Here is a 19346-nt window from a genome sequence, read left to right on the forward strand (position 1 = left end):
TCGCGATCTCAGCAGATCAGGTCAAGCAGAGTCGCTCCGGTCACGGCCGAAGCATCCCCTCGCGTGGCGTGTCTACGTGTCGCTCATTCGCCCACGTCCGCGCCCGAGGAGACGCCGCGCCGCGCACCGGCGTGGCGGGGCGTCTCCTCGGGCGCGCGCACGGCGGTCGGCTCACGCCGCGCGCATCCGCTGAACGCGTCGCGCGATGTGCGGGTCGCCGCCCGCGTCGAGGCTCGCGAGGTAGTCCTTGAGCGACCGCCCGCTGCGGGCGAGGTGCGCCTCGAGGTGCGGCGAGAGCGCCTTCCAGCGCAGCGTCCACCCGGCCTCCGCGCTCATCGAGCCGTGGTGCGGCCGGTCCACGAGCAGCGCGCCGAGCCGGAGGCCGAGCTCCGGGTCGCCGAGCTCCTCGAGCTGCCGTTTCAGGAGGGCGAGCGCTCCGGCTGCCGGCGAGGTCGCGGGCGGGGCCTTCCAGGTGTCGCGCACCGCGCGCGCGAACGCCGCCGCGTCGAGCTCCGAGAGCAGCTCGATCGCGCGCACGAGCGGCAGCCGGTCGGGCGCGTTCGGCGCGACGACGCGGGCCATGAGCGCGTCCAGCGCGGCCGACAGCGCCGCGTCGGTCGCGGGGTCGAGCCCGCCGAGCGCCTCGAGCGCGCGCCGGGCGCGGCGGGCAGCGCGACCGAGGGCCCAGCTCCGCCGGCCGCGCGCCGCCGCGAGCGACGCGAGCGCGTGGACAGCGGCCTTTCGCTGTGCCTCCGTGGCCTCGCCGGGCCGCACGCGCGGCGGCAGATCGAGCTTCGGCGGCGGGGGCGCGGCCTGCTCGGCGCTGGCCGCTGGCGCGTTGCCGGCGGGCGCGCCGCCAGAGGCGGCGGCCACTTCCAGGTAGCCCTCCCTGAGCTTCTCGGCGACCTTCTTCTCGAGCTCGCGCGACGCCGCGTCCGCCGTGGGGAACGCCTTCTCCTTGCGCTGGCCGGCGGTGCCGAGCCGGCCGTAGACGACGATGAACGTCCTGTCGTCCACGTCGGCCATCCAGAACTTGGCGCTCGTTCCCTGCACGAACTCGAACCGGCGCATGCACGCGACGATATCACGATGCGGCAGCGGCGCGCGCCGCGCTGCTGCGTGCGTGCCGCAAGGAGCGGGGCGCGCGCTCGTGCGGGGGCCGAGATGGTTGGACAGGGGCTCTCTTCCTACCCGTGGCGCTGACGGCGACGTGGCGAGCGCCCTCGCGCTGAGGAGCATGCGTCAGGCTGCCGACGGCGCTCAGCGCTCGAGGTCTTCATCGAGGAGCGCCCTGGACGCGGTTGATCGCGCGCGCCGGGACCGCCGTGCTCGGCGGCGCGGGCGCGACGTCGAACTCGATGCCACCGTCGGCCAGGGCGAAGGCGGCATAGGCGAAATCGCCGCCCGGGAGGTGCCATACGGCCTTTCCGCCGCGCGCCACCGGCCGGCCGTCGACGACCATCCATCCCTCGACGGGCGTCGACCAGCGCGCCTGCACCATCTCCTGCGGATGCGCGGGATCTTCGACGTAGCGATCCGTCGTGCTGAAGTCGGTGACGGCGCCGCGCTCGTCGACGAAGACGCGCGCCGTGACGGTCCTTCCGTGGTCCGTGAGCGCGACGTCGAAGGACCCGTCGTCCACCGCCGTCCACGTCGCCTCCGGACCGAGCACCATCGACGGCGCGAAGAGGATGGCGTCGTTCAGGTACGTGACGAGCTCGCCGGTGTCGATCTTGGCGTTGGCCTCGTCGACCACGCTGAACGTGTCGAGGATCCGGCCGAGCATCCGCCCCTGCCCGCGCACGTACGTGTCGCGCACGAGCAGCATCACGAAGCCGTAGCGGAGCCGCATGTGAAAGATGCGCGCGATCCCGAGGCGCGAGTCGTACTGCCACGCCTCGCACGGCCTCCACGGCTGGTCGGGGCGCCTGCGGAACGCGCCCGTCCACCGCGCGCGGAAGGACCACACGCGCGGCCGGCCGACGACCCTCATGAAGCGCAGGTAGCGCTGCGCCGCCGCGGGGAGCGCCGCGAGATCGGCCTCGGTGACCGGATCGCGCGACCCGGGGTCGCTGCGGAGGCCGGCCTCCGCGACCTCGCTGAGGAACCTGGCGCGCATGCTGCGCGACGGCGCAAGTCCTGCGGTGGGCAGGATGTCGGAGCCGCGTTCTTCGTCCATGGAGAGCCTCCTCGGAGACACGACAGAGCAGGGCTCGTGCCCGGTCGCCCGACGTGCCCGGTCGCCCGACGCGCCACGGTCCTCGCGGGCGGACTCCGCGCGCCTCAGGAGAGCGGCGGCGCCGGCGGCCGGCGCACCAGCACGTACGGGGCGACCACGAGCGACAGGAAGCGCAGATCGATCTGGAGGGGCCAGCGCGCGAGGTCCTCGGCCGTGGGCTTGGTCAGCTTGCCGCTCGCGATCCAGGCCTGGACCGCGGCCGCGTCGTTCGAGGCCACGGCCTCGCCCACGTCCAGGAGATCGAGATCGGCGTCGACGAGGATGACCGCATCACGCGCTGCGTGGGCGCGGAGGTCGGTCCAGAAGACCTCCCCGAACGTGTTGGCGAGCCGTTCGCGCATGGGCGCAGCATAGACCCCGGGCGGCGGCCGCCAAGGTGGCGACGCGCCGCTCGGTCCGGCGAGGGCAGCGGCCGCCGGCCTCGGCGGTCCAGGCGGAGCGACGGCAGCCCGCGTCGCTCGCGCGGCGCGGGGCAGGTGGCCGCTCGCCTCGCGCGGGCCGAGCCGATCTTGATTCTTGTTATCGAGGGGATCGAGGTGCCGCGCGCCGAGGCGCGCTTCGCAGGACTGGGCGGGTGAGCGGCGCGGGGCTCTACCAGCCCATGTTGTGGTGAATCCAGCAGTCGATCTGCTCCCAGCCCGCCCGCGCGCCGAAGTGGCCATTCAGGATGTGGCCGGTGTCGGGGACGATCGCGGTCGTGACGCTCTCGGCGCTGGTGTAGAGGGCCGCGTCGGAGTCCACATACGCCGCCGGCTGCAGCTCGTCCGTCTCTCCGAACTGGATGAGCACCGGGCTCGTCACGCCCTCGATCCCGGCCAGCGAGGGGTTCTCGGAGACCGCGAGCAGGCTCAGGAACTGACCCCGCGTGTACGTGTCGGCGATGGTGGCGTTGTCGAAGTCGATCACCGCAGGATCCGCGTTCGCGGCGTCGTAGAAGACGTCGGTGCGGATCTCCGTCGGGATCGCGATATAGGGGGTCTGCAGCAGCGCTGAGATCGCCTCGGGGGGCACCGGGATCGGGTGAGGCGTGAAGGCGAAGCCGGTGTTGACGAGGACATCCGCGTCATTGTAGGTGCTCTGAACGTACGTGCTGATGATGGCGCCGTTCGAGTGGCCGACGAGGGCGATCTTCCGGAAAGGCGTCTTGAAGACCCCTCCGCTGGTGCGCATCTCCGTGATGACCTGATGCACGCTCTCGGCGGTCTCGGCGAGGTCGAGGAAGTCGCCGTCCGGCCGGCTGCTCTCTCCGGCGCCGAGCACGTCGAGCGCGAGGACGGCATACCCCTCCTTGGCCATGTAATCGGCATAGGAGTATTTGCGTCCGCCGAACGACGGGATGTCCCAGTACTCGTGCGTGTAGGTGAGGCCGTGGACAAGCACCTGGAGCGGGCGGTGCTTGTAGCTGCCGCGGTAGTAGAGGTAGCCGACGACGTCGTACGTGTTGCCATCGGAGAGGGTCACCGGGAAGACCAGGCGCTCGACCTTCGTGGGCTGGTGCTTCGACGAGGACGCCTCGGCCTGGCTCGCGGGGAGCGCGGTGGCCGCGAGCGTCGCCGAGAAGAGAACCGTGCTGAGTGTGCGAGAATACAGATTCATCACTTGACCCTCATGGTTGCGGTAGGTGATTGGAGGTGAGGCAACGGCTCTCGAGGTGCGATGCGCGTAGCCTCTTCGCCCCAGCACCGCTTCACAGTGTTCGCAAGCATTGGACCAGTAAGTATAGACATCATTTGAAACAGCGCACGTTCGCGGCGCGCGGCCGAATCACGGCACCCGGGAATGCTCTTGGCCTCCAGCGCGCCATCCGTGTGAACGATCGGACCCGCGCGGACCGTCGCGCAGCGTGGACGCTCCGCGAATCGTTGCGTTGTGCCGCAATGGTTTGCGTAGATGGAACGCCGGATGCCGCAGCCGCCCACGTGGATCCCCGGACAGCCGCGCTCGTTGCATTGCTGTGATGGTGTCAAAATCTCGCTGCGCTTCACGGCGCCTTGCGATCCGTCATCGCAAACAGCCGTCACCGCAGCCCGCACATGCGCTCGTGTATCGATGTGCGATTTTCACGGTCGCGCTGTACTCGTGACCCCGGCGTTGGTCGCGTCTCGGCGGGCGGTCCCGGCGAGCCGCAGCGCGGATGTTGCCCTCGCCTGGAACAGGCGCGCCGGCTCCCTCTGCCCTGGCGACGTCGCGCTGGACGATCATGCCGTCGCTGCCGTAGGTAGAGGGCTGGACGCGCTGACGTGGCATCAAAGAAGCGAAAACGCAGGTCCTGGGGGGCCCAGGCGCTCATCGCGCTCGCCGTGACCGGGCTCAGCGCGGCGGGGGTCAAGTGCGGTCTCGAGCGCGGGCTCAAGGAGCTCGGCCTGGACCACGGCGAGGATCGCCCCTCCAGGCCGTCGCCCTCGCCCGGCCGGTCGTCCAGCAGCCCCCCGCCGGCGAAGAGCGCCCCCCCGAAGGGAGCGCCCACCGCGCGGCCGCCCGCGCTGAGCGTCCACCTCGAGCTCGGCGTGCCGGTCCGCACGGGAGCCCGGGCCGCGCGGACCGAGGCGGCGGCGTCCGACGATCACCTGATGATCAAGCCCCAGTACGCCCTCTCCTACAACCGGTCGAGGAACGTGGCGAACTGGGTGAGCTGGCGGCTCGACGCGGCGTCGTTCGGCGACGCGCCCCGCCATCGGGGGAAGTTCCTCGCGGACAGCGCGCTGCCGGACGGATGGTACCGCGTGCAGCACGACGACTACACCGGCTCGGGCTTCGATCGCGGCCACATGGTCCGCTCCGAGGAGCGCACGCGGACCCCCGAAGACAACAAGGCGACGTTCCTCCTCACCAACATCCTGCCGCAGCGGCACGACCTCAACGCCGGTCCGTGGCTCCGGCTCGAGGAGGCGTGCCAGGAGCTCGCGCAGAAGGAGCGGCGCGTGCTGTTCCTGACCGCAGGCGGCCTCTTCGACGAGCGCGGGCGCTCGCCGACGATCGGCAAGGGCGTCGCCGTACCGGACGCCTTCTTCAAGATCGCCGTGGTCCTCGAGCCGGGGCAGGGGCCGGAGGACATCGGGCCGTCGACGCGGGTCATCGCGGCGGTGATGCCGAACGCGACAGGGATCCTGGAGGAGGGCTGGGGGCAGTACCGGACGACGGTCGACGAGATCGAGCGGCGCGCGGGCTACGACTTCCTGACGGCCGTCCCCGAGGCGGTGCAGCGAGCGCTCGAGGCGCGCACCGACGACGGGCCCACCGGCGGCCGCTGAGCGGCGCGCTCTCCGTCGATCACGTCTCGACGACCTTCGTCTTCACGCCGATCCACGCGCCCGACGGGTGCCGGCCGAGGGCGTAGACGTCGATCGCGACGCACCCCACGCGATAGACACGGAGGTCGGTCAGCTGGCGCTCCAGCAGGTCCATGAGGCGCCGGTACCGCGCCGCCTCGGCCTGCGCCGCCTCGCCGGCCTCCTCGGGCGGATCGAGCACGGGCGCGAAGAAGTCGCCCACGGTCGTGACCTCGACCGCCGTGTCCGCGGCGAGCTCCTCGGCCGCGAGCAGCGCGGCCGGCGAGGACGCATCGACGTCCCACCGGGTCGGGTGGAGCGGGTGATCGGACTCGCTGGGGAACAGCAGGCCCTGCGCGGCCTCCTGCAGGGAGGCGAGGAGCTCTTCAGGCGACGCGGGTTGGGCCTGCATACGGGATCTCCGGGCGGCTGCACGGGCGAACCCGCGCTTGCTGTGAAATGGTTATTTTGCCGTGAAGCTGGACGATTGTTCCACCGCGGCGCCGGTCATTCCACCGTGAAGCCGAAGGTGTACGGCGCCTGCATGGGCACGCTGTCCGGGCCGAGGGCGCTCTTCACCTGGGAGACCATCACCTCGTAGGCGCCCGGCGCGAGCGGCTCCGCCGGCGTGAAGATCAGGCTGCCCGGCGCGATCTCGTCCACGGCGCCGGCGACCGGCTCGCCGTCGCGCGCCACCTGGACCGCGGCGTCGTAGCCGCCCGCGTCCGGCGGATCGACGTCGCGCGAGAAGCTGATCTCGATCGCGGGCGCCCCGGCCACGAGGGTCCCATCCGCCGGGGCGGTGCCGGCCACCAGCGGATCGCGCCAGTACCGGATCCCCTTCTGCGTGTCGGGGATCGAGCCGTCGTCCCACGCCGTGGAGGTGTCGTCGACGACCTGCCCGCTGCTCCCGATCGGGATCGAGACGGCGCGGTTGTTCGTGCCGGTGATGCTGCCCCACCACTCCACGCGCTCCCAGGTGCCGCGGGCGTACTTGTACTGGAGCTCCGTCCCCTCCGGGATGTCGACCGTTGTCTGCCAGAGCCCGCCGCCCGTGTGCGTCATCGCGACGAGGCCCGGGTTCCACGGGCCGAGCGCGTCGATGCTGCCGGGCACGTAGATCGCGGACATGGCCGGCGTCTCGAGCGGCGCCGAGACGCGGAACGTCACGGCCACCGTCCGGGGGGTCGCCGCCTGGACGATCTCGTTCGACGCCGGCGACTCGGTGCCGTCCGCGTAGACGGCCCGGACGATGTAGGAATAGGTCTGGTTGGCGGTGAGGCCGGTGTCCGAGAACGTCGTGAGGGCGCCGTCCACCTCCGCGTGCGCCGTGTCGCCGTATAGCCCGCCCGGGAGGTGCCGGTACACGCGGTAGGCGACAGCGTCGGGCGCGGGCTCCCAGGCGAGCTCGATGGTGTCGGCGCTCGTGCCCGTGGCGCGAAGGTCGGCCGGCGCGTCGACCGGCGGGACGACCGTCACGAGCACCGGCGCCGCGTCGCCGACGGCCACGCTGACCTCGCCGAGCTGGGAGATCTGGAGCTCGAAGGCCACCGTCACCGTCGCGTCGGCGTTGATCCGGACGAGGCGCGCGTCGACCGGGGTGCCCTCCACCGTGATGCCGATCGTCTCGCCGCCGACGAGGTTCCCGGTGTTGGTCACCTCGGCCGTCACAAGGACGAAGTCGCCCTGCGCGACCTGCGCCGGCACCGTGACGCTCTCGACCGTGTAGCTCGGCGGCCGGTAGTCCTCGACGCTCGCCGTGTCCTCCGGCGTCGCCGGGCGGATGCGGACAGCCTGGCCGCCGCTCGACTCCATGGCCGCGATCAGCGTGTCGGCGGACGTGACCAGGAACCGGCTGCGGGCGACCAGCTCGGGGCGCGCGTCGTAGTCGGCCTCGGCGTCGTCCGTGTACGTTTCGGCGACGAACGCCCCCTCGCCGAGGAAATCGAGCGGGATCCGGAGCGCGCGGGCGGTGCTGTCCGTGCCGCTCCCGAGGTACCACGCGCTGCCGCTCCGGCGCGCGATCGTCATGTGCTCGCCGATCGAGGCGTTCAGCACGCGGGTCTCGTCCCAGGTCACCGGCACCTGCTCGATGAACGCGAACTCGGGGCGCCCCTCGTAGTGCTCGGGGATGTCGGTCACCATCTGGAGCCCGCTCAGCAGGATGACGTAGAGCGCGAGCTGGTGCGCGCGCGTCGTGTGCACCCGGGCGGGCGGGTTCCCGGCAAAGGGGCTCTCGGGGATCTTCTCCGGCGCCCAGAGGACCTCGAAGATCCCGGGGTTGTAGTCGACCGGGCCCCCGAGCATCCGGGTGAACGGCAGCGTCAGCGTGTGCGAGGCGGGGTTGCCGTCGCTCCAGGCCTCGTACTCCATGCCGCGCAGCCCCTCGCGGCTCATGAAGTTGGGATACGTGCGCTCCTCGCCCGTCGGCTTGATGGGCTCGTGCGCGTCGACCATGATCTGGTGCTCCGCGGCCCGCCTCGCCACCTCGGCGTAATGGTTCACCATGCGCTGGCTGTAATGGTGATAGCCCGGGATGTTCCCGACATAACCCGTCTTGATGGCGTGGATGCCGAGCGACTCGTACAGCGCGAACGCCTCGTCGAGCTGGGCCTCGAAGCCATCGACGTTGGCGCCTGTCTCGATGTGGGCGACGAAGCCGACGCCGCGCTCCGCCCCGTACGCGACGACCTCCTCGAGGTCGAAGCGGTCGTTGGACGCGGTGTAATCCATGTCGGTCCACGCGCCGTCCCAGCCCTGGTTCCAGCCCTCGGCGAGCACGAACGGGATGCCGTGCTCGCCCGCGAAGTCCATGGTGCGTTGCGTGTTCTCGGTGGTGGCGCCGACGTGCTCGCCGGGCTCCCAGGTCGACAGGCCCTTGTGGATCTCCCACCAGACGCCCATGTACTTGCCCGGCCGCAGCCACGACAGATCGCCGTCGCAGATGGCGCACGGATCGTTGAGGTTGAGGATCAGGTGCGACTCGAGGAGGCGCCCGGCGCCGGTGCCGATGGTCAGCGTGCGCCACGGCGTCTCGAAGGGCAGCGCGACCCGCGCCTTGACGGCGGTGCTCTCCTGGCCGCTCCGCGCCGGCACGAGCGCGCTCCGGAACGCGTGGGGGACGCCCGGCAGCGCCTCCAGGGTCATGGCGGCGTAATCGTCGAGATCGGCCTCGTGCAACGCCACATAGAGGTCCTCCGCGAGCTGGACCGTCATGGGCGTATTGGCGTTGGCGACCGTGCTGAGGGCGCCCCGGTTGTACAGCGACTCGTCGCCCTCGAAATCGGCGCGCGTCCACCAGGCGGTGCCGTCCGAGGCGAAGCGAAACTCGGTGTCCTCGGAGGTGATCGTGAGCTCGCCGAGGCCGTCCTGCTCGGGGATGACGTAGCGGAGGCCCAGCCCGTCGTCGAAGACGCGGAAGACGACGTCGAGGCGCCTCGCCGGGGCGTCCGATTCGAGGTGGACCGTGAGCTCGTTGTAATGCTCGCGAATCTCGGAGGCGGCGCCCCACACCGGGTTCCAGGTCGAATCCTCGGTCCGACGATCGGCGCTGGCGACGCGCACGCCGCGGCCGAGCGGCCCGAGGTCGCCGAGGTCGAGGCCGAGCGCGGAGTCGGCAAGGATGGCCCTGCCCGCGCGCTCGACCGAATAGGAGGGCACGCCGTCCTGCACGTCGAACGTCACGACGATCTCGCCGCCCGGAGACGTGACACGCTGCTCCGCGCCTGGCTCCCCGCCGCCGCCGCCGAGGCCACCTGGGCCGCCGCCGAGGCCACCACCGCCGCCTGGGCCGTCGCCACCCAAACCACCTTCGCCGCCGAGGCCGCCAGCGCCGCCGAGGCCGCCGCCTCCAGCGTTCTGACCGCCCCCGGTGCCAGCGGGAGGACTGTGCTCGTCGTCACCACAGCCGGCCGTCAGCGGGAGGAGCGACGCGACCAGGCCGAGCCAGGCGACCCGAGTGCGAACCCTTTTCGCGATCGTTGCGCATTCGATGGTCATGGGGCGTCCGTGCGACATGGCGTACCTCCCGGGCGGCGTCAATCGTGTGCCGCCCGCTTGGGCGATGTTAACTTGTTGAATTTACAATGGTTTTGTGCTGCCAGGACCCCGCCGCACAGGTTGCGCTTGACATCTCAGGGACGTTTCGGAGCTGCCTCTTCCCGGAGCGCATGATCGGCGGTGACGCGACGCTTCAATCTGCCTGCTTGCGAACGGGAGAATCCGCTTGCTCCCGGGGCTTTGGCGATGGTACCGGACGCGCCTGCCCCTGGTGGCCGATCCACCCTTCCGCTTTCCGTTGCCGCGTTGCATGCTCGGCGGAAACCCGAGCAAGGAACAAGGATTCAAACTGCCATGTCCAAGATGAAGCTCAAGCCCGGCGTGATCACTGGTTCCGCTCTTCAGGAACTGTTCGAGTACATGAAGAGCGTCGAGTGCGCGCTGCCGGCCGTGAACGTGATCGGCTCGCACAGCACGACCGCCGCCCTCCAGGCGGCCAGGGAGGCCAAGAGCCCCATCATCATCCAGTTCTCGAACGGCGGCGCCCACTTCTTCGCCGGCAAGTTCCTGGACAACAAGGGCGAGAAGGCCGCCGTCGCGGGCGCGATCGCGGGTGCGCACTACGTGCGGAACCTGGCCGAGGCCTACGGCGTGCCGGTCATCCTGCACACGGACCACGCCGCGAAGAAGCTGCTGCCGTGGGTCGACGGCATGCTGGAGTACGGCAAGAAGTTCTTCGAGAAGAACGGAGAGCCCCTGTTCTCCTCGCACATGCTCGATCTCTCCGAGGAGCCGCTCCACGAGAACCTCGAGATCTGCCAGAAGTACCTGCGGCAGATGGCGGCCCTCAAGATGACGCTCGAGATCGAGCTCGGCGTCACGGGCGGCGAGGAGGACGGCGTCGACAACAGCGGCATCGACAACTCCAAGCTGTACACCCAGCCGGCCGAGGTCCTCGCGGCCTACGACGCGCTGAAGCCGATCGGCAACTTCACGGTCGCCGCCTCGTTCGGCAACACGCACGGCGTCTACAAGCCGGGCAACGTGCAGCTCCGCCCGCCCATCCTCAAGAACTCCCAGGACGCGATCCAGAAGGAGCGCAAGACGGGCGCGAAGCCGGTCGACTTCGTGTTCCACGGCGGCTCCGGCTCGACGCGTGAGGAGATCCGCGAGGCGGTGTCCTACGGCGTCATCAAGATGAACATCGACACGGACACGCAGTGGGCCTTCACGCAGCCCATCAAGAAGTACATGGACGACAAGGGCGCCTACCTGAAGTCGCAGCTCGGCAACCCCGAGGGCGAGGACAAGCCCAACAAGAAGTACATCGACCCGCGCGGCTGGCTCCACCTCGGCGAGAAGGGCGTGGCAGCGCGCCTCGTCGAGGCGTGCAAGGACCTGAACTCGTTCGACAAGTTCGACTTCTGATCACGGCGAGGGCGCCGGCCCGCCCCTCCGGGCGGCGCCGGCGCGACCCGCTCCCGCGCGCGAGCTGCCTTGCCGCTCGCGGCGCTGGCTCACGAAGGCGACGAGTGCGCGGCGTGAAGCGAGCGGGCCGCCGCCGTCGCCGCGCGGCGGCGACGGGGTAGCCGGGAGAGCGGCAGTCCGAAGAGCCCGAAGGCGGTGAGCTCGATGCCGAGCACGGGCAGAAACGAGAACCCCGCGAGCTCGCTGGCGAGGAGCTGCACGAGGGCGATCGGGAACGCGACCGTCAGCAGCGCTGTCCGGTAGGGAATGCCGTGCAGCAACGCGAGCAGCACGCCGACGATCCCGGCGGTCAGGCAGCCGTCTGCGCCGGGGAGCAGCGCGAGCGCGCTCGGGGTGCGCTGCGCGGCGCGCAGCCACAGCAGGGCGCCGCCCACCAGCAGGACAAGCGCGATCGGCAGATTGCCGGAGGAGCGGAGCGTCGTCTTCTGGGTTTGCAAAGCCATGATCCGGGCGCGAGAGCACGGCTTGTGCCGGCGGCGGAACCCGGCGCCGAGGGCTGACGGGCGCGCCGCGCGACGCAGCGGTTGCGCGGCGGCGCATGCGCTGCGCGTCCCGCGCGACGGGGCGCCGTCAAGGCGCAGGAGGGCCGCCCGGCGGCTCGGTGGGGCGCTCGCCGGGGCGCCCCGGCTCGAAGGGCGCGAGCCGGATGCCGAGGTTCAGGAGCTTCACGCAATCCTGGTCGCACGTGGGCCGCCCGCCGGGGAGCCGCGAGCACCGTGCGACCTCGACGTGCTCCTCCGAGCGCCCGTCGGTGACCAGCAGGCACCGCACCGGGGAACCGGTCCGCGGACAGACCAGGGTGATCTCCGAGACGCGGTGATGTCGTCGGGCGAGCAGACGTCTTGTGGAGACGACCAGCGCGAGAGCGCCCCCGCCGGCCGCCAGCAGCATGATGAGCCAGTCTGCCATGGCAAACCCCCCTTCCGAGGAGCGCGGCAAAGGGCGCGCCACCGGGAGCGCCGAGAGAGGGGCAGGCGCGCGGGAGACCCGGCCATCGCAGGTGCAGCGCGTGCGTCTCCGGCGCAGAGCATGCGCGGCTGGAGCTCGACCTGCCGCTGGCGCCCGGGCCTGGCGCGGACACCCCATGAGAGAAGAACGGGTGGAGGCGCGTGGCACGGGAGGAAGATCCATGCCATTTGCGGCCCGGACGGCTTGATCGGACTCTGCTGCGGTTGGCTCTCGTCTGGCTTGGCGATTGCAGTCGCACCTCGCATCGGCCGAGGGCCGGGGGAGGAGGGCGCCATGTGTTGTCGTCTGGATGCACCGGAGCGGTTGGCGTGGCTGGAGGTCGAGGGCGATGGCGTCGGGCCGCGGCAGGTGCGCTGTCCGCGGAAGGAAGATGAGATGACCGACACCCACGCGTGCTTCGCCTGCAAGCGCTTCGGGACGCTCGCGATCCACCCGACCGGGAAGAAGGTCTATGTCGTGTGCGAGCCGTTCGCCGAGACGACGGGCGAAGGCGCGTAGCGACGCGCGTGGTACACGGCGTCTCCGCCCCTCCACGTCTGCAACGGAGGCGTGGGCCCCGGCGACCACGTCGCCAGGACGCCGGCGGAGGCATACCCCGCCGCGACCCTCTGGCTCGTCCCCAACGCCAGGCGACCGAGCGGACCGGACGATCGTCGCCGCGGGCTATCTCCTGTCGTCGCGGTGGCTCACGAGCCGCCGCCACAGGGCGCCGAGGCCGTGGGCGAAGATCGTCCGGTCGTCCTCCTCGTCCTCGATGGCGTCCGGATCGAACGGCAACGCCTGCGGATCGACCACCGCCAGGGCCGCGCGCTGCGTCTCGTCCGGAGACGGGTGGATCCGGAGCCGCCCGTCGCGCCGGATCGCGCGGTCGTCGAGCTCGGCTACCAGGTCCGCTCCGCAGGAGAGATCGTCGACCCCGAGGTGCTCGGCCATCAGGCCGAGCCTCGCCGCGCAGATCGAGCGGCCGAGCGCGTCGCCTGGATCGTCCGTCTCGAAGGACGCGTTGAGCTCGGTGTCCACAGCGCAGCTCCGGTTCGTGAGGTTGGCCGAGCCCACGGTGAAGAAGCGGTCGTCGACGACCATCACCTTGGAGTGGATGTAGGTGGCGCGCGGGGGCTCGCCCTCGCCCTCGTGCGCCGGTACCGTGTAATAGATGCCGAGCGCGTGGCCGGTCCCCGCCGCCGCCTTGCGGAGGTCGTCGATGACCTTGGCCTGCGCGAGCCCGACCGCGACCTCTTCTTTCATCGTCTCGGCGCGCATGTTGAGCACGACGACGACCTGCAGCGGGGAGCCGCCGGCCCGGCGCAGGCGCTGGATCAGGGCCTCGCTCACCTCGCGCGAGCTGAAGTACTGGGTCTCGATGTAGATCGACCGCTCGGCGCGGGCGATCGCGTCGAGGTAAAGGTCGCAGATCTCGCGGCAGCCCTCCGTTCCGGTCGGGGCGCCGCGCGGGTCCGTCCGGCTCAGCGCCACCCGCCCGGAGGCGAGCGGGACCGCGCTCTCCGGCGCGTGGTCGTCGCCGAACGTCGCGCCGTCGGCCGCGGGGAGATCGAGCGGCTCACCGCAGGCGGCGCTCCAGCGCGCCGTGAAGAGGTCCGCGAGGCTCTCGCTCACCTCGCGGCCGTGGAGGTAGGCCTGTACGTCGTGAAAGGGCTTGTGCGGCTCGCCGCGGCTGAGGCGGAGCGGGTTCTTCTCCAGGTGGCGCCGCGTGTCCCAGCGATCGTTGCAGAGGTCGAGCCCCCCGAGGAAGGAGAGCTCGCCGTCGATGACGGCGAACTTCTGGTGATGACAGCCCTTGTCGACATGATTGCTGTCGAAGCGGAAGCGCAGCCGCTCGCTCGTCGTCCACTCGAAGACGATCTTCTGGAGCCACTCGCGCTCGATCGCGAAGACCACGTGGAAGTCCCAAGCGAGGATGTAGATCTGGAGCTCGGGCGCGCGCTCGCAGAGGCTGTCCAGGAACTTGAGCAGCGTGACCGGCGCGGGCGCGCCCTCCGCGTCCTCCCCGCGGAGCAGGCAGGCGTCGCTGTCGAACTGCCAGCCCGAGAGCAGGATGTAACGACGCGCCCGTCGCGCCGCATCGTAGAAGGCACGGTAGTAGTCGGAGCCGTCGATGAGCAGCCCGGCGTTTCGCACGGGCCGCTCGCACCAGACGTTCCGCCCCGGGGAGAGGATGCGCGGCATGCTCCTCCATACCCAGATCGCCGCGCGGAGGCCACGACGGCGAGCGGTCCGGCGCGCTGGAGGTCGGCCAATCGCGCGGGCCCACAACGTCGTCCGTCCGGCAGACCGTGGAGAGCGCGCCGGGGGAGGGGGCGCGGTTCGTGGTGGAGATCCCGGTGCGGCGGTAGGGGAGGGCGGGCTGCGGGCAGCGCGGGCTGAGCCAGGCTTTGAGGAGACTCAGCCAGCCAGCACCTTCCGGAGCTGCGGTTCGAACACCGTCCAGAAGAACCGCACCGATTCGACTATCTGCGCGCGGTAGGGCCCGAGGTCGTTCCAGTACTCCCCTGTCGCCTGCTCGTAGCGGTATGCGGGCCACCAGGCGGTGGTGGTGGCGAGCTTGTGCGGCTTGATGAGGTTGGCCTCTCCGAACGCCGCACGAAGCCTCCTCGACAGCTCCTTGCCGTCGTCGAGTTCGTAATGTGTCCACACCCCTGTGTAGGGGCAGCCAGGAGACGTCGTGAAATTGAGATGTCTCGATTTGTACCACTCCAGGCCGATCCCGACCTTCGGCTCGAGCTCGCCTTCGTTCGATTCGAGCCATTCTGGCAAGATCAAGAAGATCTTCGGCCAGTCATCTTCCAGATCTTTGTAAACTTGTATGTCCGGAGAAAGCTCGGCGGCGAGCCCGGCGATGTCATCTGCGCAAGAGCACAGAAAGGCGTGCGCGAGCTCGGCGACGGGCTCGCCGAGGGCGGCCCACTCCTCGATGAGCTCCTGATGCCGGAGATAGAATACGGCACGCGGATCGTCGATGCGGTTCATTGGAACTCCCTCTCCAGTGTGGCGAGATAGTTGGACGCCACCTCGCGTCCGTGCGCCGTGGCGCCCTTCCCCGGCGCGCAAGCCAGCGCGTCGCGGAGCATCACGGCGATATCGGCGTAGCTCATCGTCTTGAACGCCTCCCGCGCGTCCCCCGTCGCTGTCACGGGCGCTCGTCCCGATGGGGACAGGAAGACGAACAGCGCACCTGGCTCTGGGCCGAAACTCTCGTAAAGCTGGTCGCATTGCTGCGGCTGTTCACGTGCATCGACCTTGTTCTCGATCACGAGGTAGAGCCCAGGTCCAGCGACCACGATGTCGGCGCGGACCGTGCCCTTGCTCACCTCGAGGGCGGGCCGGGCGCGGTTCAGCTCGGCTGTCGGCGGATCGGACGTGCAGCGGCGGAGCAGCGCCTCGAGGAAGCCAGAACCGAAGCCGTGTCGGCCCTGAGGATCGAGCAGCCACGCCAGCAGCGCAGAATGATACAGATCCTGTCGGCTTTGCCCGAGGATGCTCAGGAGATCGTCCGGTCCGCCTACCCAGTGGCCATCTCTCAGCAGCGCCTCTTGCTCGGCGCGGATCTCGGCGAGCTGTGTCTCCCACGCGGCAACCTGTGTCACGCGGGTCTCCTGCTCCCTTGCCACGATGGCGCGCCACTCGGTCGCGAGGTCGGCGATCCGGGGCTCGTCGGCTTCAGGCCCTGACGCGAAGAGTGTCATCTGTCTCCTTCACCCTGTCCTCTCTGCGGACCTATAGAACGCCTCGCGTACACGTGCAATGGCCGGCGGCGGACTCCGCGAACTGCGCTTCCAGCCTCGCCACTAGCTTCGGAAACCGCTCCTCGAACGGCTCCTGCTCATCCTCCACATCCATTCCCCCCACATGTCGCCCCGGCGTCAGCACACGCTGGTGCGCGCGCTCCTCCTCGAAGGTCGCGCTCTCGCAGAACCCCGCGACGCTGATGAGCTGATCGCGGACGCGGCGGTCGCTCACGGGAAGCTCGAAGCGGGCCACGAGGGCCAGCAGCTCGTCCCGGGTGCGATGGGTCCGAAGGTCTCGCTTGGTCGGCATGCGGTCCGAGCAGATTACGACCGCACCGAATCGACAATCAACGCCGAGCGCTTCACGTGAGCCGCCGCGAGCGCTCGGTCCCTGGCGAGGGTGTCAGAGCATCGCCGCCGTCAGCCTACCCTCTCGGGCTGGCGCTTCGCCCGCGAGCTGGGCGGCCTACCGCGCGTCGCCGCGGGCAGAGCGGCGCGGCGCAGCAGGACGCCGGGCTCGACACCGAGCGCGTCGGCCAGCCGGACCAGAACGACGACGCCGACGTTCGTCTTTCCCCTCTCGACGCGCTGCAGGAAGCCCGTGCCCGAACGCGCCCCTGCCCGACCTCGGCAGCCGCCCCCTCCCGGTCGAGGACCTCCCGTCCCTCGCGCGCCTGTCGCCCTTCGCGCTGGCGGAACGCGCCGAGCTCGCCCTCCAAGCGGCGACCCGCCTGGCAACCATCCGAGCGGCGACCCGTCACCGTCCGACGAGGACGTGGAGCTGACCCATGCGATCGAGCAGGCCGCCGAGCATGCCGAGCTTGCGGAGGCCCTCCGCGACGAGCGGCGGCATCTCCATGCGGCCGCTCCCGCTGCGAAGGTAGAATCGACCGTTCTTGTCGAGCTCGATCGACCCGCCCATCGTCTCCTCCAGCGGCTCGAGGCGCGCCCGGACGCGCTTCTCCTTGATGCCCCGCTTCAGCGGCGCGCCCAGAAGAAGGCAGGTGTCGCGCCATGTCTCGTCGAACTCCAGATAGTGGTTCTCGTAGACGGACACGAAACCTGGATAGATGGTGAGGAGCTCCCGGGTCGGCAGGTCCGCCGCGCGCGGCGGTGTACCAAGCACACCCCTGAGCCGCTCTATGATGCGTCCGTTGGGAGAGCGAAGCTGCAGTTCTCGATGCCGGGCACCGGATGGGCGACCGTCGTCGCGCCGTGAGATTGCCATAGGCTGCCCGATCGTCGATTCCGACTGCCGTTGTTTCAGTTGACAACGCCGTAGCCTTCGGCGTTACCATCCTCTGGCATGAAGCCGCTCACATCCTGGCCGGTCGTGGCCGGGCTCGTCGTCATCGCTCTCGGCTGCAGCGGCGGCAGCGCGGGCGCCGGCGGAGCGGGCGAAGCGGGCGCCGGCGGCGGCGCAGGCGGAACGAGCGACGGCGGCGGCACGGACGGCGCTGCCGCGGGCACCGGCGGAACGACCTCTGCGGCCGGCACCGGTGGATCGCTCGCGGGAACGGGCGGTGACGGGGATGGCGGCGGCGCGGCGGCCGGCGGCAGCGGCGGCGACTCGGGCGCGCAGGGTGGCGCCGGCGGCAGCGCGGGCTCGACCTATCGGCCGTGCCCGACCGACGGTACGGCGTGCAAGATCATGCCGTTCGGCGACTCTATCACCGACGGATACAACGGGGACACGCCGGGCGGTTATCGCGTCGAGCTGTTCCGGCTCGCGCACGCGGCGGGCAAGAACATCACGTTCGTCGGTTCGGGATCGAACGGACCGAACACCGTTGGCGGCGTGGCGTTCCCGCACAACCACGAGGGCCACAGCGGCTGGACGATCGCCCCCGCCGGCGGAAGGAGCGGCATCTCGACGCTGGTGTCGACCGTCATGCCGCAATACAAGCCCGACATCGTGCTCTTGATGATTGGAACCAACGACGCGATCGACAATTACGACATGCCCAACGCCCCCAAACGTCTGGGCGCGTTGATTGACAGCATCTACGCGCAGCTCCCCGAGGTTCTCATCGTGGTGGCCGCGCCCGTCCCGTCGCGCGGCGACGCGAGCAAGGGCGACGACACCGCGCTCAGCGCGCGCATCAAGACCTACGACGACGCCATTCCGGCGGTGGTGAAGGCCCGCGCGGACGCAGGTCGACACATCCTCTCCGTCGACATGTACACGCCCTTCAATCCGAACAAGACCACGTTACTCGAAGATCAGTGGCACCCCAACCTCCAGGGCTACGTGCTGCTGGGCGAGCAGTGGTACGCGGCGTTGCAGCCTCTGCTCTGACGGCGCGGTCGCTCAAGGGAGGCGCGCGGAGCCTGACGCCCGGCGCGGCATGTGCAGGCTCGATGTCCTCGAGTGCCCGTCTTGCGTCTTGCAAGGGGCGGGCCAATTTGAGCTGTTGCTTTACAGCTGAACCGGCGCGCCTCAATCCATTGCTGGTCGGGAAGCCGTGAGGTAGGGTCGAGTCCCAGTCGCGCCCTTCGCGCGCGCGGAGTTACCGATGCCAAGCGCCCGTTGCTCCTCCCTTGTCCTCGCCCTGTTCTCACTCTCGGGTGTTGCTTGTTCGTCGAGCAGCACCCCTCCGTCGGAAGAAGCGGGGGTCGCAGGCGCGGGCGGCCAGGCGCAGGCGGGCGCCGGCGATAACGCCGCGAGCGCGGGCAGCACCCCGGGCGGTGGCCAGCCCGGCTCCGCGGGCGCAGGCGGAGCGGCCGCAGGCGGCGCCGGCGCCGCGTCGGGTGGCTCCGATTCCGGCGGTGCCAGCGGCGGCGCGGGCGGCAGCGGCGGCAGCGCAGGCGGCGCGACCGAGACGGACGCGGTCAAGAGCGCTGGCTGCGGCAAAGCGAAGACTCTGCAAAACGGCACGATCGACATCTCGTTCGGCGGCGCCTCTCGCAAGTACATCCTTCGCGTGCCGAGCGATTACGACAAGGACAAGCCGTATCGGCTCGTGTTCGCCTTCGCGGAGTCTGGCTCCTCCGCCATGTCGGTGGCGGACCGGAACTACTTCACGATGGCGACGCTCGACACTGGAGCTACCACCATCTTCGTCGCGCCGGACGCCGCGAACGGCGCCGGTTCCTGGAGCAAGTCCGACGTGGAGCTGACGGACGCGATCCTGGAGGAGCTCGAGGGAGATCTCTGCATCGACAAAACTCGGATCTTCGCCACCGGCTTCAGCTTCGGGGGAGCGATGTCGTTGGCTCTCGCCTGCACCCGCGCGGACGTGTTCCGAGGCGTCGCCTTCTTTTCGGGAGCAGATCTCACGGGCTCCTGCACGGCGACGTTGACCAAGCCGATCGCCTACTACGCGTCGCAAGCCAGCGGTGACAGCAGCGGCCCCCCTCTGCCGACCAGCGGTCGCGTCAAACAAGCCGAATTCGCGAAGGTCAACGGCTGCATGGAGGAGCCGTCGGCGACCACCTTCCCGGCAGCTGGCCAGCCCCACACGTGTACCGAGTACAAGGGCTGCTCCGCAGGTCACCCCACCAAGTACTGCGTGTTCGACGGCCCGCACGGCTGGGAGCCGAAGGACCCCGGGCAATCGACGAGCTGGAACGCCCCCGAGGCGTGGAAATTCATCACGCAATTCTGATTTCGAGTCGCGCTGACGGACCATCCTCATG

General features: G+C 70.2%; 17 protein-coding genes and 2 pseudogenes. 6 read left to right on the forward strand and 13 right to left on the reverse strand.

The annotated features are described in order from the left end of the window. Positions 1–171: 171 nt before the first annotated feature. From WME96_RS09605 to WME96_RS09620, 4 genes are all read right to left on the reverse strand, one after another. A complete protein-coding gene (locus WME96_RS09605; protein WP_437289844.1) occupies positions 172–1071 on the reverse strand; it encodes a WGR domain-containing protein in 900 nt (299 codons plus the stop codon). A 205-nt stretch (positions 1072–1276) separates the two neighbouring features. Further along, positions 1277–2179 carry a DUF6544 family protein gene (locus WME96_RS09610; protein ID WP_437289845.1) on the reverse strand — a complete coding sequence of 301 codons (903 nt, stop codon included), beginning with the start codon at positions 2177–2179 and terminating at the stop codon, positions 1277–1279. A 104-nt stretch (positions 2180–2283) separates the two neighbouring features. After that, the gene (locus WME96_RS09615) at positions 2284–2580 is read right to left on the reverse strand and encodes a DUF2288 family protein (protein ID WP_437289846.1); all 297 of its coding nucleotides are present in this window, start codon (positions 2578–2580) and stop codon (positions 2284–2286) included. A gap of 250 nt (positions 2581–2830) precedes the next feature. After that, positions 2831–3835, reverse strand: coding sequence for an alpha/beta hydrolase (locus WME96_RS09620; RefSeq protein WP_437289847.1), 1005 nt, complete (start codon positions 3833–3835; stop codon positions 2831–2833). A 644-nt stretch (positions 3836–4479) separates the two neighbouring features. Between WME96_RS09620 and WME96_RS09625 the strand changes: the two genes are divergently transcribed. Beyond that, on the forward strand, positions 4480–5490 hold the full coding sequence (locus WME96_RS09625; RefSeq protein WP_437289848.1) for a DNA/RNA non-specific endonuclease: 1011 nt from the start codon (positions 4480–4482) through the stop codon (positions 5488–5490). 19 nt (positions 5491–5509) lie between these two features. On the opposite strand, the gene WME96_RS09630 is transcribed toward WME96_RS09625, so the two are convergent. Both WME96_RS09630 and WME96_RS09635 read right to left on the reverse strand, forming a co-directional pair. Then, positions 5510–5920, reverse strand: coding sequence for a nuclease A inhibitor family protein (locus WME96_RS09630; RefSeq protein WP_437289849.1), 411 nt, complete (start codon positions 5918–5920; stop codon positions 5510–5512). 95 nt (positions 5921–6015) lie between these two features. Beyond that, positions 6016–9507 carry a glycoside hydrolase family 97 catalytic domain-containing protein gene (locus WME96_RS09635; protein ID WP_437289850.1) on the reverse strand — a complete coding sequence of 1164 codons (3492 nt, stop codon included), beginning with the start codon at positions 9505–9507 and terminating at the stop codon, positions 6016–6018. Between the two features lie 354 nt (positions 9508–9861). Between WME96_RS09635 and fbaA the strand changes: the two genes are divergently transcribed. Then, the gene (fbaA, locus tag WME96_RS09640; protein WP_437289851.1) at positions 9862–10935 is read left to right on the forward strand and encodes a class II fructose-bisphosphate aldolase; all 1074 of its coding nucleotides are present in this window, start codon (positions 9862–9864) and stop codon (positions 10933–10935) included. An 89-nt stretch (positions 10936–11024) separates the two neighbouring features. Here fbaA and WME96_RS09645 read toward each other — a convergent pair whose 3' ends face one another. Both WME96_RS09645 and WME96_RS09650 read right to left on the reverse strand, forming a co-directional pair. After that, the gene (locus WME96_RS09645) at positions 11025–11438 is read right to left on the reverse strand and encodes a hypothetical protein (protein WP_437289852.1); all 414 of its coding nucleotides are present in this window, start codon (positions 11436–11438) and stop codon (positions 11025–11027) included. Positions 11439–11565: 127 nt separating this feature from the next. Next, the gene (locus WME96_RS09650; RefSeq protein WP_437289853.1) at positions 11566–11904 is read right to left on the reverse strand and encodes a hypothetical protein; all 339 of its coding nucleotides are present in this window, start codon (positions 11902–11904) and stop codon (positions 11566–11568) included. 435 nt (positions 11905–12339) lie between these two features. On the opposite strand from WME96_RS09650, the gene WME96_RS09655 reads away from it, so the two are divergent. Beyond that, positions 12340–12462, forward strand: coding sequence for a hypothetical protein (locus WME96_RS09655; RefSeq protein WP_437289854.1), 123 nt, complete (start codon positions 12340–12342; stop codon positions 12460–12462). 165 nt (positions 12463–12627) lie between these two features. On the opposite strand, the gene WME96_RS09660 is transcribed toward WME96_RS09655, so the two are convergent. From WME96_RS09660 to WME96_RS09675, 4 genes are all read right to left on the reverse strand, one after another. Next, a complete protein-coding gene (locus tag WME96_RS09660) occupies positions 12628–14100 on the reverse strand; it encodes a phospholipase D-like domain-containing protein (protein ID WP_437289855.1) in 1473 nt (490 codons plus the stop codon). 264 nt (positions 14101–14364) lie between these two features. Next, positions 14365–14949, reverse strand: a complete 585-nt coding sequence (locus WME96_RS09665; protein WP_437289856.1) for a hypothetical protein — start codon at positions 14947–14949, stop codon at positions 14365–14367. Next, positions 14946–15665: a PD-(D/E)XK nuclease family protein gene (locus tag WME96_RS09670; protein WP_437289857.1), complete on the reverse strand. Its 720-nt coding sequence runs from the start codon at positions 15663–15665 to the stop codon at positions 14946–14948. The genes WME96_RS09665 and WME96_RS09670 overlap by 4 nt, the downstream gene beginning before the upstream one ends. A 31-nt stretch (positions 15666–15696) precedes the next feature. After that, a complete protein-coding gene (locus WME96_RS09675) occupies positions 15697–16017 on the reverse strand; it encodes a hypothetical protein (protein WP_437289858.1) in 321 nt (106 codons plus the stop codon). Between the two features lie 291 nt (positions 16018–16308). Between WME96_RS09675 and WME96_RS09680 the strand changes: the two are divergent. After that, positions 16309–16488: pseudogene (locus WME96_RS09680) on the forward strand (hypothetical protein); the annotation flags it as partial. Positions 16489–16503: 15 nt separating this feature from the next. Here the strand turns inward: WME96_RS09680 and WME96_RS09685 are convergent. Beyond that, positions 16504–16803, reverse strand: a pseudogene (locus WME96_RS09685) (AAA family ATPase); the annotation flags it as partial. A gap of 210 nt (positions 16804–17013) precedes the next feature. Here WME96_RS09685 and WME96_RS09690 point away from each other — a divergent pair. Further along, entirely contained in the window at positions 17014–18006 is a 993-nt protein-coding gene (locus WME96_RS09690; RefSeq protein WP_437289859.1) for an SGNH/GDSL hydrolase family protein, read from the forward strand. Between the two features lie 217 nt (positions 18007–18223). Continuing rightward, entirely contained in the window at positions 18224–19315 is a 1092-nt protein-coding gene (locus WME96_RS09695) for an alpha/beta hydrolase family esterase (protein ID WP_437289860.1), read from the forward strand. The last annotated feature ends 31 nt before the right edge of the window (positions 19316–19346 follow it).

This window comes from Sorangium sp. So ce406, assembly GCF_051474675.1.
Lineage (GTDB): Bacteria > Myxococcota_A > Polyangia > Polyangiales > Polyangiaceae > Sorangium > Sorangium cellulosum_G.

What these genes read in the sequence shown, in the direction of transcription:
- WME96_RS09675 (WP_437289858.1), bottom strand. Translation starts at nt 16,017, where the DNA reads ATGCCGACCAAGCGAGACCTTCGGACCCATCGCACCCGGGACGAGCTG.
- WME96_RS09650 (WP_437289853.1), bottom strand. Translation starts at nt 11,904, where the DNA reads ATGGCAGACTGGCTCATCATGCTGCTGGCGGCCGGCGGGGGCGCTCTC.
- WME96_RS09615 (WP_437289846.1), bottom strand. Translation starts at nt 2,580, where the DNA reads ATGCGCGAACGGCTCGCCAACACGTTCGGGGAGGTCTTCTGGACCGAC.
- WME96_RS09645 (WP_437289852.1), bottom strand. Translation starts at nt 11,438, where the DNA reads ATGGCTTTGCAAACCCAGAAGACGACGCTCCGCTCCTCCGGCAATCTG.
- WME96_RS09620 (WP_437289847.1), bottom strand. Translation starts at nt 3,835, where the DNA reads ATGAATCTGTATTCTCGCACACTCAGCACGGTTCTCTTCTCGGCGACG.
- WME96_RS09610 (WP_437289845.1), bottom strand. Translation starts at nt 2,179, where the DNA reads ATGGACGAAGAACGCGGCTCCGACATCCTGCCCACCGCAGGACTTGCG.
- WME96_RS09630 (WP_437289849.1), bottom strand. Translation starts at nt 5,920, where the DNA reads ATGCAGGCCCAACCCGCGTCGCCTGAAGAGCTCCTCGCCTCCCTGCAG.
- WME96_RS09605 (WP_437289844.1), bottom strand. Translation starts at nt 1,071, where the DNA reads ATGCGCCGGTTCGAGTTCGTGCAGGGAACGAGCGCCAAGTTCTGGATG.
- fbaA (WP_437289851.1), top strand. Translation starts at nt 9,862, where the DNA reads ATGTCCAAGATGAAGCTCAAGCCCGGCGTGATCACTGGTTCCGCTCTT.
- WME96_RS09695 (WP_437289860.1), top strand. Translation starts at nt 18,224, where the DNA reads ATGCCAAGCGCCCGTTGCTCCTCCCTTGTCCTCGCCCTGTTCTCACTC.
- WME96_RS09690 (WP_437289859.1), top strand. Translation starts at nt 17,014, where the DNA reads ATGAAGCCGCTCACATCCTGGCCGGTCGTGGCCGGGCTCGTCGTCATC.
- WME96_RS09670 (WP_437289857.1), bottom strand. Translation starts at nt 15,665, where the DNA reads ATGACACTCTTCGCGTCAGGGCCTGAAGCCGACGAGCCCCGGATCGCC.
- WME96_RS09635 (WP_437289850.1), bottom strand. Translation starts at nt 9,507, where the DNA reads ATGACCATCGAATGCGCAACGATCGCGAAAAGGGTTCGCACTCGGGTC.
- WME96_RS09665 (WP_437289856.1), bottom strand. Translation starts at nt 14,949, where the DNA reads ATGAACCGCATCGACGATCCGCGTGCCGTATTCTATCTCCGGCATCAG.
- WME96_RS09655 (WP_437289854.1), top strand. Translation starts at nt 12,340, where the DNA reads ATGACCGACACCCACGCGTGCTTCGCCTGCAAGCGCTTCGGGACGCTC.